The sequence below is a fragment of the Acetobacter papayae JCM 25143 genome (assembly GCF_000613285.1).
Classification (GTDB): Bacteria; Pseudomonadota; Alphaproteobacteria; order Acetobacterales; family Acetobacteraceae; genus Acetobacter; species Acetobacter papayae.
Window position 1 is genome coordinate 1 of the sequence record NZ_BAIN01000053.1, and the last position, 16,310, is coordinate 16,310.

A 16,310-nucleotide genomic window follows, 5' to 3' on the forward strand; every position below is an offset into this window, starting at 1 on the left:
AAACCGGCAGCCCCTGCGCGGCCTGCGCCATGCACAGACGTTCGAAAAACAGTTCGGCCCCCCCAGCGGCGGCTCCTGCCATGACATGGGCGACGCGGGGTAATACGGTGTCTGTTGTCATGCCGTAGGTCCTTCAGCAGGGCCAGTGCGGCGCTGGCGACTGTTTCCACGCTCAGTCCTGCAATCGGAGCTTCCCCCTCCGGGCCGGGGGCCGCGACCCAGTGCGCCTGCGGGCCTGCGGGTGCGTATTCCGAAGCGCGCGAAGGCCCGAAAAGCCCCAGCGTGGGTGTGCCAGCAGCAGCGGCCATGTGCATCAGGCCGGAATCGTTGCCCACATACAGGCGCAGCAGGCCAGCAGGGCGGCGGTCTGGGTCAGGGCAAAGCGCCCGCCCATGTCCAGTGCGTGGGGTAGTGCGTCCAGCAGGGGGCGGGCCAGTGCGGCTTCCTGTGCGCCGGGGCCGTAGAAAATGGCGGGGCGTGCTTGCGGATATGCTGTGCTGATGGTCTGCCAGAGAGCGATATGGCGCTCCACCGGCCAGATTTTGCCTGTCCAGTTTGCCGTGGGGCCAAGCGCAATAATCGGCGGTGTGGTGGGGATGAGCGCTTGAGCCTGCGCGCGTTCCGCCTCGCTGCACCAGATGGTGGGCTGGGGGGGAGGAGACTGCCCCAGCAGGGCGGCCAGATGTTCAATCCTGCGGCCGGGGCGTCTGCCGCCACGCATGATCAGGCGTCGGTCCGAGCGCAGGAGCAGGGTGGTGGCGGAACCGCGTAGGTCCACCGTTATGTCCCAGCGCTGGCTTACGCAGTCTTTCCACAGTTTCAGCCAGTGCAGGTCATACTGGTGCTTTTCCATGATCAGGATGCGTTCGAGTCCCGGAACATGGCTGAACAGTTCGGCGGGCACCGGCCCACAGGCGATGGTCACGCGCGCGCCCGGGTGGCGGCGCAGCAGTTCGGCCAGAATGCCGGTCGAAATTACCGCATCGCCCAGCCGTGTGGCCGTAATGAAAAGCATGTGCATCACAACAGGTTTATACCGGGTTGCGGGCCTTGTCCAAGCGTTCGCGCATGGGGGTCTCTGGACTTTTGCCTGGCCTGTGCCAGAAGAGAAAAATCGGGTTCGGTCTCGGCGGCACGTGCTGGCAGGGGGCCTTGTATGGCTTTGGAAAAGCCTCCGATCATGTGTGGAGAAAACGGGATCATGAAAAAAAAGACTGCTCTGCTTACTGGCGTGGTTCTGGCCTGTGGCTGGGGTGTGGCCCCTGCTCAGGCCGCCGGGCATGTATGGGTGCCGCAGAACTGCGGCGATGAGCCAACAGCCCCCGCCGTAGATGTTTCCACCGTGGAGCGTTACAACGCCTCCGTGGATAAGGTGAGCGCGTACCAGAAGGAAGCCCGCGCCTATAACAGTTGCGTCGTGCGTTCAGCCCTGCATGAAGAAACCGCCATCAGCGAGGATGCAAAGGACCGCATCTCGTTCGTGCATGACAGTAGTTCTGCTGTGCAGAAGCGGATTGCCGGCAATTTTGAAAAACTGACCGCAACGCTCAAGGCAGGCAGTGCGCGCCTGCAGAAAGCCGCGCAGTAACGAAAAAAACGCTTCGGCCTGTGCCCCTGATCCGCCTTTTGGGCTGAAAGCATGGCCGGGGCAAAACAGCTCTGACCTTGGGTGGAAAGCCCCTATTGGCATGGCGGAGCGTGGGCTGCTTTGCCGCGCATGGGGCTTTGCGCCTTGTGTGATGTCGCTGGCTGGGGCAGATATGCGGGTATCAGGCGAGTACTGCGCGAAGCGACAGCGCGGATTCAGGAAACAGGACAGGCCGGAACGTGTCAGAGGATCTTTTCAGGGAAGTGGATGACGCTCTGCGGGCCGAGCGTCTGCGTCGTGTGGCGTGGCGATATGCCGGGCTGGCTGCGGCGGCGGTTGTGGCCGTGGCTGCTGCAGGCGGCGGCTGGGCATGGCATGTGAACCAACTCAAGGTTGAGCGCCAGAAAGCGACAGGCGCGTATCTGACCGCCCTGAACCAGACAAGCAATCTTCCTGCCCCGATGGATGGTGCAACGGCCCCTGTTGCCCTGAGCAAGACGGCGCAGACGGGGCTCGATACCCTGCGCGAACTCGCTAAACAGGCTCCGGATGGTGTGGCTGTCATGGCCCGCCTGCAGGAAGCGGGCATGCAGGCAGCACGGGGCGATACAAAAGCAGCCCTTGCTGCATGGGATAGCGTGCAGGCCGATGAAAACGCACCGCGCCTGCTGCGTGATCTGGCCTCGCTCCTGTGGTGCCGCCAGCAGCTCGACACCGCAAACCCGGCGGAACTGCGCTCGCGCCTGTCCGTTCTGTCCGGCAAGGATCAGCCTTGGTACGGTCTGGCCACCGAGGCACTAGCTCTGCTGGATGTGCGCGAAGGACATATTGACGATGCGCGCCGGAAATTTGCGGCCCTAATGGCCCAGCCTGATCTGCCCGGAGGCGTGCGGAGCCGCGCGCAGGACATGATGCAGGCCCTCGACCCGTCAGCAGGATAAGAGCATGAGCAGCAAAACAATGCCGGGCCAGCCCCACCGTAATGGATTGACTCGCCGCGGCCTGCTGGTGGCTGGTGCCATCGCTCCTGTTCTCACAGGCTGCGATGATGACGATAAGAAAGTGCCGCTGGTTGGCCACAGGACGGATATCCTGTCCTCCGGCGAGGCGCTGGTGGTGGACAAGGAAGACAAGACCGCCATTACCATTCCGGCCCCCATCACGGTGTCGGAATGGCCGATCAATGGCCGCGTGCCTGAGCATACCAGCAGCAATTACGCATGGGGTGGGCTGCATGCCCGCTGGCGCAGGAGCATCGGGGCCGGTATTTCCGAACCGAGCCTGCTGGCATGGGCAGCACTGGGCTCGCTCGGGCGGGGTATTATTCAGTCCCAGCCCATCGTGCATGATGGCCGCCTGTTCATGATGGATGCGCAGGGTGTTATCCGGGCGTTTTCATGGCCCGGCATGCGCCATGAATGGACATTCAACCCGCGGCCCAAAAAGCTTCAGTCCAGCAATCTGGGCGGCGGTCTGGGTGTCGATGGTGATACGCTCTATATTGTCGATGGCGTGTCTCAGGCGCTGGCGGTGAATGTTGCCACCGGCAAGGTCAAGTGGCGTACTGATATCGGCACACCCGGTCGTTCCGCCCCCACCATTGCCGAAGGGCGTGTGTTCTTCGGGACCATAGACGAACGGTTTTTTGCGCTGGATGCCGCGACAGGCCGCCAGCTCTGGAGCTATGCGGCCACAACGGTCGAAACCACGGTCTTTGGCCAGCCGGCTCCGGCTTTTGCCAATGGCGTGGTGGTGGCTGGTTTCGGCGGGGGTGATCTTGTCGCGTTCCGTGCGGAAAGTGGCGAGGTTGTCTGGTCTGAAATGCTTGGCAACGTGAACAGTCAGGCCAGCACGCTCAATCTGTCCTGTGTGCGCGGCCTGCCCGTTATCGTGGGCAGCGTGGTGTATGCGGTCAGCATGGCGCAGGTTCTGGCGGCGGTGGATATCCGCACCGGGCGGCGCGTGTGGGAGCGCTCGGTTGCCAGCCTGAACAATATCCTGATCGTGGGTGACTGGCTGTTCGTGCTTTCGCTCGACCAGCAGCTTGCCTGTCTCGATCGGCTGTCCGGCCATGTGCGCTGGATCACGCAGTTCCGCCGTTTCCGCAAGCTGGATACGGATAAGGATATCGTCACCTGGTTTGGCCCGGTTCTGGCGGGCGGCCAGCTTGTATGTCTGAGCACTCTGCCTGAAAACGGCATGGTGCGGGTTGATCCGGCAACCGGCCGGATTATTTCAGTGGATGCCATGGACAGCCCGGCCTGCATGGCGCCGATTATAGTGGACGGCCAGATGTTGATCGCCACGAATGAAGGATATCTGCGTTCCTATGGCTGATCGCTACAAACCCATGCGCCCCCCGGCGCCGCTGCCTACCGGAGACCTGCCGGTGGTGGTTATCGCGGGGCGGCCTAATGTGGGTAAATCGACCCTTTTCAACCGACTGGTAGGCCGCAGGCAGGCGCTGGTGGCGGATACGCCCGGTGTCACCCGTGACCGTAAGGAAGGGGTGGCTCTGGTGCGCGGGCGGCATATACGCCTGATCGACACCGCTGGTCTGGAAGAAGCCGCCCCGGACAGCCTGTTCGGTCGTATGCGTGCCTCATCAGAAAGTGCGGTGCATGAGGCGGATCTGGTTCTGTTCTGCATCGATGCGCGTGCAGGCATTACCCCGGCGGATGAACACTTCGCCCAGTGGATACGCCGCCAGAACCGGCCGGTGCTGCTGCTGGCCAACAAGGCCGAAGGGCGGCAGGGCACGGCCTCTGCGCTGGAAGCCTATGCCCTTGGTCTGGGTGAGCCCGTAGCGCTGTCCGCCGAGCACGGCGAAGGCGTGACAGACCTGATGTGGGAAATTGCCGAGCGCCTGCCCCAGTTCGCCAGCAGCGAACCGGAGGAAGAGGAACTGCCAGAAGACCCGGACGCCGAGGCCGATGCCCGCCCGCCGGGGCCGATGCGCGTAGCGATTGTGGGGCGGCCTAATGCGGGCAAGTCCACGCTGCTCAATACCCTGCTGGGTGAGGAGCGTATGATTACCGGCCCCGAACCGGGGCTGACACGCGATTCCATCGCCGTGACCCTGCATGATGGGGACGACACGTTCGAGATCGTCGATACGGCGGGCCTGCGCAAAAAGGCCCGTATTGACGAAACGCTGGAGAAAATGTCCGTCTCGGCTTCCATCGAGGCACTGAAAATGGCGGAAGTGGCCATTCTCGTGCTGGATGCCACGCTGGGTGTGCAGGAACAGGATCTCCAGATCGCACGGCTGATCGAGCGTGAGGGACGGGCCTGTGTTCTCGCCCTCAATAAATGGGATGCGGTGGAAGACCGGGCGGAAACCCGCAAGGCCATTCTGGATCGGTTGAGCATTTCGCTGGCGCAGATGCGTGGCGTGCCGGTGGTCACATTCTCGGCCCTGACTGGTGTAGCCGTGCATAAGCTGCTGCCCGCCGTGCGGGAGGCGTGGACCGTTTGGAACGCACGCATTCCCACCGGCGAGCTTAACCGCTGGTTTGAGGATATGCAGGAACGCCACCAGCCGCCGCTCGTTAACGGCAAGAGGCTGAAGCTGCGTTATATGACGCAGGTCAAGGCGCGGCCTCCCACTTTTGTCATTTTCGGCACGCGGGCCGAGCAGATGCCTGAGGATTACAAGCGGTATCTGGTCAATGGCCTGCGTGAGACCTTCGACCTGCCGGGCGTGCCTATCCGCCTGCAGACCCGAGGCACTAAAAACCCTTACGCGGATCGCTGAGCCGTTCCGGCGGGGTCAGGTTTTTTAACCGCCTGACCCTGTTCCGCCCTGATCAGACCATACGGCGCGCAGGAAAAGCCTGACGCGGGCTCTGGTTATGCGGGCACGCAACGCAGGAGGCGAAATCAGGCATGAATACGCAGGACGTGGCGACACCCGCCCAACCCGGTGCGGCTTCAGGCTCCAGTGGTCTGTACGGTGCGGCTCGTGGCTGGGCTATGCTCGCTGTGGCGCTGTCGGTTTTCCTCGCTCTGCTGGATTACGCCATAGCCAATGTGGCGTTGCCCGATATAGCGCGCGACCTGCATGCCTCGTCTTCCGCGTCTATCTGGGTGGTTAATGCCTATCAGATGGCCAGTCTGGTTACGCTGCTGCCGCTGGCAGCACTGGGTAGCCGTGTGGGTTTTGCCCGACTATGCCGGGCGGGCATTGTGCTGTTCATGCTGGCCTCGCTGCTGTGCGCGGTGGCCACCAACCTGCCTTTTCTGGCCATGGCACGGGTTTTGCAGGGCATTGGCGGTGCGTGCATTATGAGCGTGAATATTGCTCTGGTGCGTTTTATCTATCCCCATGCGGAAATCGGGCGAGGGGTTGCCCTTAATGGTGTAGTGGTGGCGCTGGGCGTTGCCATGGGGCCAACGGCTGCGGCTGTTATCCTGACCATGGGTTCATGGCCATGGCTGTTCTGGATCAATCTGCCTATGGGCGCGCTGGCACTGGGTGTTGCGGCATTTGCCTTGCCGGACACCCCCCGTACCGATGCCATGCCTGACAGAACCGGTAGTCTTTTGTGCATGCTGGCATTTGGCCTGTGCGTTATGGGCGGGGATTCATTGGCGCACCAGCAGGGGGTGTTGCTCTCCTGCCTGCTGCTGGTGGCCGGGATTGCCGCAGGGGTGGTGCTGGCACGGCGTGAGCGGCATGTGCCACATCCCATCCTGCCGGTGGATCTACTGGGCACTCCTGCTTTTACGCTGGCGTTTATCAGTGGTTTTGCCGGTTTTGTGGCATCCAATTTCTATATCGTTTCCATGCCGTTCATGCTGCATGATACGCTGGGTCTGTCTTCGGCCCAGACAGGGCTGCTCATTACACCATGGCCGATTGGTATTCTGCTTTCCGCCCCGGTAATCCGCCGTGTGGCGGATCGGTATGAGGCTGGTGTGCTGTCTTCCATCGGGCTCAGCATTACGGCCTGTGGCTTTCTGCTGCTCTGGCAACTGCCAGCCCACCCGGCTGTGTGGGATATTGTGTGGCGAACAGCGATTGCGGGTTGGGGGTTTGGTTTTTTCCAGCCTCCGAACAATCGCGCCATGATGGTATCGGCTCCCGCCCTGCGCGCTGGTGGGGCCAGTGGTATGGTGCAGGTGGCGCGGCAGGCGGGGCAGACAGTTGGGGCTATGGGGGTGGCGGCATTTTTTGGCCTGTTCACAACCTCAGCAACCCATGACTGCTTGCTAATGGCCGCCTGTGTGGCGCTGACAGCAGCCTTGATTAGCGCCAGCCGTCTTTTGGTCCGGGTATCGGCCTGAACTGCGCGTAAGGGCTCATTCAGATACGGGGCAGGGATTTTCCGGCAGGCCGCGTTCCTGTAGGGTGTTTCTTTCTCTTTGGAAAGAAGGCTTGTTTTCATCATGGAAATGCACTGCCCACATTGCTCGTCTGAACATCCTTATGAGGACGGAGGGCTGTGGGTCTGCCCCGAATGCGGGCATGAATGGAGCGCGAATGCGCCCGTCGATCAGGCAGAGGACGAGGCTGAGGCTGTCGTAAAAGATGCCAACGGCACGGTTCTGGCAGACGGTGATAGCGTGACGGTTATCAAGGACCTCAAAATCAAGGGGGCATCGCAGGTTATCAAGGGCGGTACCAAGGTGCGCGGCATCCGTCTGGTGGATGGCGGCGGTGGCCACAACATTGCCTGCCGGATTACGGGACTGGGTGAAATGAACCTGAAATCCGAGTTCGTGAAAAAAGCCTGAAAGCCCTGTCCATGCGGGATTTGCCTGTGCATGGATAGTTATGAAAAAGCCCGGCAGGTAGCCGGGCTTTTTTTGAGGTCAGATTTCGCTTTCTAGGAAAATGCGGCTCGTATCGCCCTGCCACGCGCCGTAATAGCGTTCCAGCCAGTGCTCGGCCTGCGTGGGAGCCCCGGCCACGAGTGCTGTCAGCGGAGCGAGGTAAATCCACTCCGTTGCCTGACTTTCCTCATCCACGATGTCACGGCTTTGCAGGCCGTCCATGGCAATGGCGATCATTTGGGCCGCAAGGTCGCGCACGGTGCCTTCGCCCCAGGGCGTATCAAGCCCCATCATCGGCACAAGGCTACGCAGCTTAACATAGTCTTCCCACGGGTAGGAACGAACCAGCTCCCATGCGGCCTCAAGGGAGGCGTCGTCATAGAGCAGTCCTGTCCACAGGGCGGAGAGTGCCTGCATCATATCGGGGGAGCCAGCATCGGCCCCGCGCATTTCAAGGAACTGCTTGAGCCGCACATCGGGGAAGGCGGTTGTCAGGTGGTCTTCAAAATCGCCCATGGTGGGGCGGAAATCTTCAAGACCGTCCTGCCTGTCGCCATTGAGCCACGCACGGAAGGAGCGGCCTGCCACGTTGTGCATCTTGCCATCGCGCATGACGAAATACATCGGCACGTCCAGCACCCATTCCACATAGCGCTCAAAGCCGAAATCGGATTCAAACACACAGGCGGGCATGCCGGAGCGGGCATTGTCGGTATCTGTCCAGACCTGCGCGCGGTTGGACAGGAAATTGTTCGGCTTGCCTTCCTTGAAAGGCGAGTTGGCGAACAGAGCCGTGGCAACGGGCTGCAACGCCATGGACACGCGCATCTTGCGGATCATGTCCTGCTCGGAGCCGAAATCGAGGTTGACCTGCACGGTGCAGGTGCGCTGCATCATGTCCAGCCCCATGCTGCCGACCTTGGGCATGTAGTCGCGCATGATCGCGTAGCGCGACTTGGGCATCCATGGCATTTCGGCGCGGGTGGCGGTGGGGTGAAAGCCGAGCGGGGCAAAGCCAAGGCCCAGCTTGCGGGCCAGCGGGCGCGTGCTGTCCAGATGTGCGCGCAGTTCCCGCGCGGTTTCGTGCAAGGAGCGCAGCGGCGCGCCCGAAAGCTCGAACTGTCCCGCAGGTTCAAGCGAAATGGCGGCTCCTGCCAGTTCGCCCCGGCCTTTCAGCCCGATAATGTGCGAGCCATCCAGAACCGAGGTCCAGTCATCGGGCTCGGATTTCTGTAACGACTTGAGCAACGCCTCAATACCTTCGGGGGCATAGGGGGGCGTGGCATAGGCAGGCAGGCCGGGATAGGGAGAAGACTCGCTGGCCGCCGTTTCAGGGCGGATAAAGCCGAATTTCTCGTGCTCGGTGCCAATGCGCCACGCCTCACGCGGTTTGCAGCCCTGCGCGAGAAGTTCGGCCAGAGCACTGACTGAGCGGATGGGGGTTTCGTCTGCCGCGCCGGGGTTGGACATGAGAGTTCCCTAAAATTGCCTGCATAAGAAAAAGCCCCGCAGCAGGACGCGCAAGGCATGACTGACACGTTATTGTGACAAAACGGTTCCCGAGCGCAAGCCACCCCCCATGAGGGCCAGCCCGGCGGCAACCGCGGTATCGGCTCGTAGTACCAGAGAACCGAGCGATATGGGGGCGACAAAGGCGCGTTTTGCCAGCATCTGGCTTTCGGCCTCGCTCCAGCCGCCTTCGGGGCCGATCAGTAGGCCATCGGCCTCGCGTGCCTCTGCCAGAGTGCGAGCAGGGGCCGCGTTCATGCGCTCCATGGCGACAAACAGCGTATGATCCGCAGGCCATGACCCGATGAGCGAGGCAAGGGGCGCTGGCGCGCTAACAGCGGGTATATCCAGCCGCTCGCACTGTTCGGCCGCCTCGGTGGCGATGGCGTGCAGTCGCTCCAGATTGACGCGGTGGCTGTTGGTGCGTTCGGTTATGACCGGCAGAAACTGCGTCACACCCAGTTCCGTGCCCATGCGTAGCACGAGATCGGTGGCATCGCGCTTGAGGAGTGCGAAGGCCAGAATAAGAGAGGGTTGTGCAAGAGCCGGGCGCAGAGGGCGCTCAAGACGGAAGTGCCCCTTGTCCTTGCGGATATCGGCTATACTGGCCAGCCACTCGCCTGCCTGCGCATTGAACAGGCGCACCGTATCGCCTGCCGTGCGGCGCAGAACCGTGCCCAGATAGCGCGCCTGTTCGGCAGGCATCGGGCACAGCGCCTCCTGCCCGCCGGGGGGCAGGACTTCAGGGGGCGTGTAAAGACGCGGAAGCTGGGTAAAGCCGGTCATGATCCGCATGCTTATGGCATGCTGGCTCTTTATGGCATAGAGGGGGGCAGCATTCACACGCCAGCCGAAAGGGGCTTTCATGCCGTATCAGCCATGAACCAGCATACCGATATACGGGCTACAGGGTGGATTTCCCGCCTGCCGCGCGGCATGCGCCCTTATGCCCTGCTGGCGCGGCTGGACAGGCCGGTTGGCACATGGCTGCTCTGGCTGCCGGGTATATGGGGTATTCTGCTGCCCCAGAATGCAGGGCTTGCCCCAGTGCAGCGGCTGCGGCTGATCGTGCTGTTTGGTATCGGCAGTCTGGTCATGCGGGCGGCAGGGTGCGTGGTCAACGATATGTGGGACCGCGATATCGACCGTCAGGTCAGCCGCACGGCGGGGCGACCGCTGGCCTGTGGTGCGCTGGGCATGAAACAGGCTGTGGCGTTTCTGGCGTTTCTGCTTTTGGCGGGGCTGGCCGTTCTGGTGCAGCTCAATCCGCTGAGCTGGGTGCTGGGGGTGTCTTCTCTCGCGCTGGTGGCGTTTTACCCGCTGGCCAAGCGGCTGACATGGTGGCCGCAGCTTGTCATGGGCTTTACCTTCGGGTTTGGCGCGCCCATGGGCTATGCGGCGGCGGCGGGTTCTCTCTCATGGGCACAGGCCGCCCTGTATGGGGCCACCATTCTGTGGCAGCTTGGTTTCGATACGATCTACGGCTTTCAGGATATGGAGGATGATGCCCGCATTGGCGTCAAATCCACCTCCCGGCTTATGGTAGGGCATGCCCGTAGCTTTATTGCCGCCTGTTATGCGGGCATGGTGCTGTTGCTGGGTGTTGCGGGTTTTCTGGCCGGGCTGGGTGGGCTGTTCTGGCCTGTGCTGCTGCTGCCTGCCTGCCTGCTGGGGTATCAGGCGCTGCGGGTTAACCCGGCGGACCCGGCCTTGTGCCTGCGCCAGTTCCGTGCGAACCGGGAAATCGGTCTGGCGGTCGCTCTTGCCCTGCTTGCAGGGCTGTGGCGTGCATAAGGCTGCCAGTTGGAACAGCTTCAAGACAGACGGTAAGGAAGCGAACCGCGTGGACATATTTTCTTTTCTTTCCGCCCGTGCTCCTGCCTTGCCCGCAACGCGGCAGCGCTGGCTTCTGCCTGCCAGCTTGTGCGCCCTGCTGGCCGCCAGCGGCACGTCCGCACTGGCGGCCGGGGCTGATGAGGGCAGTATTGCGGTTTCAACCGTAGACAGTCCGGCCATGGCGGCTCCTTCCGGCCCGGTCAGTGTTGTGCTGTCACCGCAGGACAAGGCCCTGCTGGATAAAATCGAGCAGGAACTGAACCGCCAGAGCACCTTTCAGGCGCGGATCCGTCAGGTTGATTCCACGGGCAAGACCGAAACCGGCACGGTATGGATGAGGCGACCGGGGCGGATGCGTCTGGCCTATGATGCGCCCTCTCCACTGCTGCTGGTGGCGGCAGATGGCAAAGTCGTGTTCCGGGACAACCAGCTTGACCAGACAACGGTTATCCCTATCGACCGCACGCCGCTGGGGCTGCTGCTGCGTGAGCATATCAGCCTGTCGGGTGATGTGACGGTTACGGATTTCATCCGCGATAGCGGGCTGGTGCAGGTGACACTGGTGCGCACCTCTGCCCCGGGTGATGGTAGCCTGACGCTAGTTTTCCGCGAAAAGCCGCTGGCCCTTGTGGCATGGAGCGTGACCGATGCGCAGGCGCGCCAGACCCGTGTAACCCTGTCAGATATCCGCTCGGGATTGACGCTGGCAGACAGCCTGTTCGTGCTGCCACAGCAGCCGGACTAGGCGCTTAGGCCGCAAGGGTACTGGAAAAACCGGTCTCGCATTGTGATATAGAAGGGGCGAGGCCCATGCCTGTACCGGCTGGCATGGTATGTCTGGATTGAACTTTAGAGGCAGCAGGATCTTCAGCCATGGCGGCACGGCGCGACACCCCTCTGGCGGGAGATGACCTTTTCGGTGCCGAAGTGCTCCCGCAGGAAAAAGGCGCGGCTGGTGCCGAGTCTACCGCTTCAGCCTCACACAGCCTCTGGCCGACCGGTTGCGCCCGGCCACCCTGGCGGATGTGGTGGGGCAGGGGCACCTGCTCGGGCCGGAGGGCGCACTCAGCCGCATGCTTGAGCGCGGTTCGCTGGCCAGCCTGATCCTGTGGGGCGGGCCGGGTGTGGGTAAAACCACCATTGCCCGGTTGCTGGCCAAGGCTGCGGGGCTCACCTTTGTGCAGCTTTCCGCCGTGTTCTCCGGTGTGGCTGATCTTAAAAAAGCGTTTGAGACAGCCCGCAGGCGGGCCGAGACCGGAGGCGCCACGCTGCTGTTCGTGGACGAAATCCACCGTTTCAACCGCGCCCAGCAGGATGGCTTTCTGCCGGTAGTGGAAGATGGCACGGTGGTTCTGGTGGGAGCGACCACGGAAAATCCGTCCTTTGCCCTCAACTCCGCCCTGCTGTCGCGCTGTCAGGTGATGGTGCTGAACCGGCTGGATGATGCAGCAATGGAAGCCCTGCTGGCCCGTGCCGAGCAGGCCGAAAACGTGACCCTGCCCCTGACAGAAGATGCCCGCGCCACCCTGCGCGCCATGGCGGATGGTGATGGCCGTTACCTGCTGAACATGGTGGAGCAGATTCTCAGCCTCAGGGACGGAGCTGTGCTGGATTCCAAGGCTCTGGCCAGACTGCTCGCGCGCCGCGCCATCCTGTATGACCGGGACCGCGAAGAGCATTACAATCTGATTTCCGCGCTGCATAAGTCCCTGCGCGGTTCAGACCCCGATGCAGCGTTGTACTGGTTTGCCCGCATGCTCGAAGGCGGGGAGGACCCGCGTTATCTGGCGCGCAGGCTCACACGCTTTGCCACCGAGGATGTGGGGATGGCCGACCCGCATGCCCTGCCGCTGGCGGTTTCGGCATGGGAGACATATGAGCGTCTGGGCTCGCCGGAGGGGGAACTGGCTCTGGCGCAGCTTGTGTGCATCTGGCAACCGCTCCCAAATCCAACGCCGCCTACAAGGCCTATAACGTGGCGCGCCGTGCAGCACGCGCAACCGGCAGCCTGATGCCCCCGGCCCATATTCTCAATGCCCCCACGCGGCTCATGCAGGATATTGGCTACGGCAAGGGGTATGAATACGACCACGATAGCGAAGAAGGCTTTTCAGGTCAGGACTATTTCCCACAGGGTATGCGGCGGCAGACCTTCTATGTTCCTACCGACAGGGGGTATGAAAGGGATGTCCGCCACAGGCTTGAAGCATGGTCACGCTTGCGCGAACGGCGCCAGTCGTGAATATCGCAGCATGAGCGTTGTCACTTTGAGCGTAACGGAAGATGAGGCCGGTATCCGCCTTGACCGTTATTTCCGCCGTCATTACCCGCACCTGACACAGGGCGGGCTGCAGAAACTGTGCCGCACGGGGCAGATCCGGGTGGATGGCCGCCGGGTTGAGGCTTCAACCGGCTTGAGCCCGGGCAGAGCGTGCGCGTGCCGCCTATTCCCATGGCGGCCAAACCCGCGCGCGATGTGCCGCGCCCGCTTGATGAGCGTCTGGTGCGCGAAATCCGGGGCATGGTCATCTATCAGGATGCGCAGGTTATCGTGCTGAACAAGCCTGCGGGGCTGCCGGTGCAGGGCGGTCCGGGCATTACCAAGCATGTCGATATGATGCTCGATGGCCTACGCGAAGTGGATGACCCACGCCCGCGCCTTGTGCACCGGATTGACCGTGACACGTCGGGCCTGCTGTTGCTGGCGCGCACCCCCGGTGTGGCGGCGCGGCTGGCGGCGTCTTTCCGGGGGCGTGACGTGCACAAGGTTTACTGGGCCGTAGTGGTAGGCAGGCCGGACCCGCAATCGGGCGAGATCGACCAGCCGCTGGCGCGCCTTGGTGTAGGGCCGGGGGCGATTACCGTTGCCGCTGACCGTACGGACAAGGATGCCCAGTCGGCACGTTCGGCCTATCAGGTTCTGGATTCGGCGGGGCGCCGGTTCTCATGGCTCGAGCTTTCGCCGCTGACGGGGCGGACTCACCAGTTGCGTGTGCATTGCGAATCACTCGGCACACCTATTCTGGGTGACCCCAAATATGGTGGCGAGACGGCGCATCCTTCCGGTTTTACCGACCAGCTTCATCTGCATGCGCGCATGCTCGAAATTCCGCACCCGGCTGGGGGCAGGCTGACGGTTACGGCGGAACTGCCCGCCCATATGCGCGGCACCTTCCGCGATCTGGGCTTTACGGCGGGTAGCACCCCGGCACCCGTGCGGCGGGGCGGTTAAGGCTGGGTAGTTCCAGTAACGGAGAGGCACTGATGGGTCTGAAACGGAAAATCGGCCTGCTGGCCGGGGCAGCGGTTCTGCTGGTGGGCGGTGGCAGCATCGTGTCCGCCACACAGGATGCGGACTGGCTGCGCACCCGGCTGGTGGATGCCGTGCAGATCAAAACCGGGCGTAGCCTCCATATTGGTGCCCTGCATGTCTGGATACTGCCATACCCTTGGGTGGAGGCGCGTGACGTAACCCTTTCAGGGGCTGGAGGGCTGGGGGAGGACGTGCTGGCCATCGGGCAGGTGCGTGCGCGCCTCTCTTTGCTGCCGCTGTTTTCGCACAGGGTAATCTTTCGCTCGGTCAGTATCGTGCAGCCCCGGGTGCGGCTGCATCACCTGCCGATGGTGCTGCGGCGCAGGCCGTGGCGCAGGATCAGGGCGATGATACTCAGGCTGCATCCGGCCCGACGCAGGGGCAGTTGCACTGGAATTTCGGCCTGTCGGACTGCACGTTCACGCAGGCCGATATCAGTTGGGACGATGAACAGGCTCATCTTACCGGTGCGCTTAAGCTCAGTCAGGCACGCCTGACCGGGCTGGATGGCGCAATGACTGACTGGAACGTGGAAGGCGAAAAGGGCCACGGCCATTTTGTCCTGACCGGGCAGACCGGCCCGCTGCTTTCCATGGGCGAGGCCCCGCTGCCTCTGGCCCTGCGTCTTGCCCTGAAGGTGGATGGGCGTGATGCCGGTATGGCGCATCTGGATGGTGCCTTGTCCTTCGGGAGGGCAGGAGGGCGCTGGCTGGGGGTATCGCCTGACGGTGGGCGGGTCGCTTGCCCAGCTTGCGGACCTCAATGTGTTTTTTCCCCATGCGGATTTGCCTGCGGGCCAGAATGTCTCGGTCGATCTGGCGCTGGATGGAAAGGGCGATCAGCGGTATCCAGCGGCTGCACGCCCGTATTGGGGCGCTGGATATAGGGCGCTGGCTGCAAGGGGCCTCCCTGACAAGCCTGAGCGTGGATGCGAATAGCCCGGCAGACCCCGTGGCCCTGCATCTTGTGGGGCAGGTTGGCGGACAGCCGGTTTCCATCGCGGGTTCGGCTGGTGTGCTGGGCAGCTTGACTGTGCGGCCGCAGGAACTGCCGGTTGATCTATCGCTGGAGCAGGGGGCGGCGCATCTGCATGTCAGCGGTGTGGCTGGTGTTGGGCATTCCGCTCTGGATATGCAGGGCGAGCTTGAAGATCTTGCCCCCGATGCCGCTTTGCCTGCCCTGCAGGGTGTGCGCGTAAACGCGCATGTGGATAGCTCGGATACGCTCAGGCTGCTGGCCGCGCGGGATGCGGAGCAGGTTCTGGCCGCTGTCTCAGGTGTGGGCGATGTCAGTGCCCGCAGCCTGACATGGCAGGGCACGGGCTGGAGCGGGGTGGTGGCGCATGTTGTCGCGCAGGCGGGCCAGTTCAGCCTTGCGCCGCTGACAGCGCAGGGCAGCGGTATTGCGCAGGCGGCCCGGGTGGATATTACGCCTGCGGCAGACGGGCCGCATTTTGCGGTGCAACTCAACCCGGTCATGCTGCCGCTTCCCGCCGTGCAGACATGGCTTGGCCTGCCGCAGGATATGCGGGGCAATCTGTTGCTTGTAGGGTCTGTTTCGGCTCAGGGTCGTGACACGGCAACCAGACGGCAGACCTTGGCTGGGCATATTGGTGCTTCCGTGGTGGATGGCGGGGTTAGCGCAACGCTTATCAAGGCGTTGCTGGGCCCGCAGGCTCCACGCCTGAATGGCTGGATGCCGGTGCGCTGCTTTGGTGCGCATATGCAGTTTGGCGATGATGTTGCGCATATCAATCCGCTGGGTCTGCAAAGCGATTTTGTCCAGCTTGATGGTAATGGCAGTGTTGCCATGGGTTCCGGCGCGCTGGACCTGCATCTTTCACCCCGTATCCAGCTTGGTGCCGCTTCCGCCGCCTCGCGCATACGGGTGGGTGGAACGGTGTCCGCGCCACTTCCCGCGCTGGATACGGATGCAGGCGGGCGTTATGGTGTGACAATAGGTGGTGATGATGGCAGCGCGGATTCCTGCCCGGCTCTGCTGTCCGCCGTGCGGGAGGGTGTTGCCGGGCCAGCAGCACCGCCAAAAAAGAGCGGTAAGGGAGAAAAGATCATGAACCTTCTGCAGGGTCTGGGGCTGTTCCGATGAGCGCGCCGCAGCAGTCATCCGCACGCAAGCGTTTCTGGAAACAGGTGGATGTCGTGCAGGAGGCAGATGGCTATGCCGTGCAGCTTGATGGCCGGGGTGTCAGGCTGCCGGGCAGAATGCCGCTTTGCGTGCCCTCGCGCGCGCTGGCCGAGGCGCTGGCTGCGGAATGGCGCGCGGCGG

Annotated in this window: 14 protein-coding genes and 4 pseudogenes; 14 read left to right on the forward strand and 4 right to left on the reverse strand. The window is 62.7% G+C overall.

Annotated elements, in window-relative coordinates; translation table 11 throughout:
* Positions 1–128 precede the first annotated feature (128 nt).
* Positions 129–1,021, reverse strand: a pseudogene (locus JCM25143_RS19065) (glycosyltransferase family 9 protein); the annotation flags it as partial.
* A gap of 180 nt (positions 1,022–1,201) precedes the next feature.
* Here JCM25143_RS19065 and JCM25143_RS11430 point away from each other — a divergent pair.
* From JCM25143_RS11430 to JCM25143_RS11455, 6 genes are all read left to right on the forward strand, one after another.
* A complete protein-coding gene (locus JCM25143_RS11430) occupies positions 1,202–1,588 on the forward strand; it encodes a hypothetical protein (RefSeq protein WP_035371148.1) in 387 nt (128 codons plus the stop codon).
* Between the two features lie 239 nt (positions 1,589–1,827).
* Complete coding sequence (locus JCM25143_RS11435; RefSeq protein WP_025861257.1) at positions 1,828–2,529, forward strand: tetratricopeptide repeat protein; 702 nt, start codon at positions 1,828–1,830, stop codon at positions 2,527–2,529.
* Positions 2,530–2,533: 4 nt separating this feature from the next.
* The gene (locus tag JCM25143_RS11440; RefSeq protein ID WP_025861258.1) at positions 2,534–3,925 is read left to right on the forward strand and encodes a PQQ-like beta-propeller repeat protein; all 1,392 of its coding nucleotides are present in this window, start codon (positions 2,534–2,536) and stop codon (positions 3,923–3,925) included.
* Positions 3,926–3,938: 13 nt separating this feature from the next.
* The gene (der, locus tag JCM25143_RS11445) at positions 3,939–5,345 is read left to right on the forward strand and encodes a ribosome biogenesis GTPase Der (protein WP_025861259.1); all 1,407 of its coding nucleotides are present in this window, start codon (positions 3,939–3,941) and stop codon (positions 5,343–5,345) included.
* Positions 5,346–5,476: 131 nt separating this feature from the next.
* Complete coding sequence (locus tag JCM25143_RS11450) at positions 5,477–6,877, forward strand: MFS transporter (protein WP_025861260.1); 1,401 nt, start codon at positions 5,477–5,479, stop codon at positions 6,875–6,877.
* A 108-nt stretch (positions 6,878–6,985) separates the two neighbouring features.
* Positions 6,986–7,327, forward strand: a complete 342-nt coding sequence (locus JCM25143_RS11455; RefSeq protein ID WP_025861261.1) for a zinc ribbon domain-containing protein YjdM — start codon at positions 6,986–6,988, stop codon at positions 7,325–7,327.
* Between the two features lie 78 nt (positions 7,328–7,405).
* Here JCM25143_RS11455 and JCM25143_RS11460 read toward each other — a convergent pair whose 3' ends face one another.
* Together JCM25143_RS11460 and JCM25143_RS11465 are read right to left on the reverse strand one after the other, a co-directional pair.
* Positions 7,406–8,836, reverse strand: coding sequence for a glutamate--cysteine ligase (locus JCM25143_RS11460; protein ID WP_025861262.1), 1,431 nt, complete (start codon positions 8,834–8,836; stop codon positions 7,406–7,408).
* Between the two features lie 69 nt (positions 8,837–8,905).
* Positions 8,906–9,661: a 16S rRNA (uracil(1498)-N(3))-methyltransferase gene (locus JCM25143_RS11465; RefSeq protein WP_025861263.1), complete on the reverse strand. Its 756-nt coding sequence runs from the start codon at positions 9,659–9,661 to the stop codon at positions 8,906–8,908.
* A 93-nt stretch (positions 9,662–9,754) separates the two neighbouring features.
* Here JCM25143_RS11465 and ubiA point away from each other — a divergent pair, with 93 nt between their 5' ends.
* From ubiA to JCM25143_RS19075, 4 genes and pseudogenes are all read left to right on the forward strand, one after another.
* Positions 9,755–10,669 carry a 4-hydroxybenzoate octaprenyltransferase gene (gene ubiA / locus JCM25143_RS11470; RefSeq protein WP_025861264.1) on the forward strand — a complete coding sequence of 305 codons (915 nt, stop codon included), beginning with the start codon at positions 9,755–9,757 and terminating at the stop codon, positions 10,667–10,669.
* Positions 10,670–10,718: 49 nt separating this feature from the next.
* Positions 10,719–11,456, forward strand: a complete 738-nt coding sequence (locus JCM25143_RS11475) for a LolA family protein (RefSeq protein WP_234395199.1) — start codon at positions 10,719–10,721, stop codon at positions 11,454–11,456.
* Between the two features lie 128 nt (positions 11,457–11,584).
* Positions 11,585–12,953 (forward strand): annotated as a pseudogene (locus tag JCM25143_RS19070) (replication-associated recombination protein A).
* Between the two features lie 10 nt (positions 12,954–12,963).
* Positions 12,964–13,943, forward strand: a pseudogene (locus tag JCM25143_RS19075) (RluA family pseudouridine synthase).
* Here JCM25143_RS19075 and JCM25143_RS24095 read toward each other — a convergent pair.
* Positions 13,940–14,140, reverse strand: a complete 201-nt coding sequence (locus tag JCM25143_RS24095) for a hypothetical protein (RefSeq protein WP_051543267.1) — start codon at positions 14,138–14,140, stop codon at positions 13,940–13,942. The pseudogene JCM25143_RS19075 and the gene JCM25143_RS24095 overlap by 4 nt on opposite strands.
* Between JCM25143_RS24095 and JCM25143_RS24100 the strand changes: the two are divergent.
* From JCM25143_RS24100 to JCM25143_RS19085, 4 genes and pseudogenes are all read left to right on the forward strand, one after another.
* Positions 14,045–14,263: pseudogene (locus JCM25143_RS24100) on the forward strand (AsmA family protein); the annotation flags it as partial. The gene JCM25143_RS24095 and the pseudogene JCM25143_RS24100 overlap by 96 nt on opposite strands.
* 89 nt (positions 14,264–14,352) lie before the next feature.
* Positions 14,353–14,910: an AsmA family protein gene (locus JCM25143_RS24105; protein ID WP_234395200.1), complete on the forward strand. Its 558-nt coding sequence runs from the start codon at positions 14,353–14,355 to the stop codon at positions 14,908–14,910.
* On the forward strand, positions 14,850–16,130 hold the full coding sequence (locus JCM25143_RS24110; RefSeq protein ID WP_051543272.1) for an AsmA family protein: 1,281 nt from the start codon (positions 14,850–14,852) through the stop codon (positions 16,128–16,130). Before JCM25143_RS24105 ends, JCM25143_RS24110 begins: the two co-directional genes overlap by 61 nt.
* Positions 16,127–16,310 (forward strand): ATP12 family protein (locus JCM25143_RS19085; RefSeq protein WP_035371147.1); only part of this gene is annotated, 184 nt, incomplete at its 3' end. The genes JCM25143_RS24110 and JCM25143_RS19085, both read left to right, overlap by 4 nt.

What these genes read in the sequence shown, in the direction of transcription:
- JCM25143_RS11430 (WP_035371148.1), top strand. Translation starts at nt 1,202, where the DNA reads ATGAAAAAAAAGACTGCTCTGCTTACTGGCGTGGTTCTGGCCTGTGGC.
- JCM25143_RS11440 (WP_025861258.1), top strand. Translation starts at nt 2,534, where the DNA reads ATGAGCAGCAAAACAATGCCGGGCCAGCCCCACCGTAATGGATTGACT.
- der (WP_025861259.1), top strand. Translation starts at nt 3,939, where the DNA reads ATGCGCCCCCCGGCGCCGCTGCCTACCGGAGACCTGCCGGTGGTGGTT.
- JCM25143_RS11450 (WP_025861260.1), top strand. Translation starts at nt 5,477, where the DNA reads ATGAATACGCAGGACGTGGCGACACCCGCCCAACCCGGTGCGGCTTCA.
- JCM25143_RS11455 (WP_025861261.1), top strand. Translation starts at nt 6,986, where the DNA reads ATGCACTGCCCACATTGCTCGTCTGAACATCCTTATGAGGACGGAGGG.
- JCM25143_RS11460 (WP_025861262.1), bottom strand. Translation starts at nt 8,836, where the DNA reads ATGTCCAACCCCGGCGCGGCAGACGAAACCCCCATCCGCTCAGTCAGT.
- JCM25143_RS11465 (WP_025861263.1), bottom strand. Translation starts at nt 9,661, where the DNA reads ATGACCGGCTTTACCCAGCTTCCGCGTCTTTACACGCCCCCTGAAGTC.
- ubiA (WP_025861264.1), top strand. Translation starts at nt 9,755, where the DNA reads ATGAACCAGCATACCGATATACGGGCTACAGGGTGGATTTCCCGCCTG.
- JCM25143_RS24095 (WP_051543267.1), bottom strand. Translation starts at nt 14,140, where the DNA reads ATGCAGGGCACCAATATGGAGGCTACGCCCGGTTTTGATCTGCACGGC.
- JCM25143_RS24110 (WP_051543272.1), top strand. Translation starts at nt 14,850, where the DNA reads ATGGAAAGGGCGATCAGCGGTATCCAGCGGCTGCACGCCCGTATTGGG.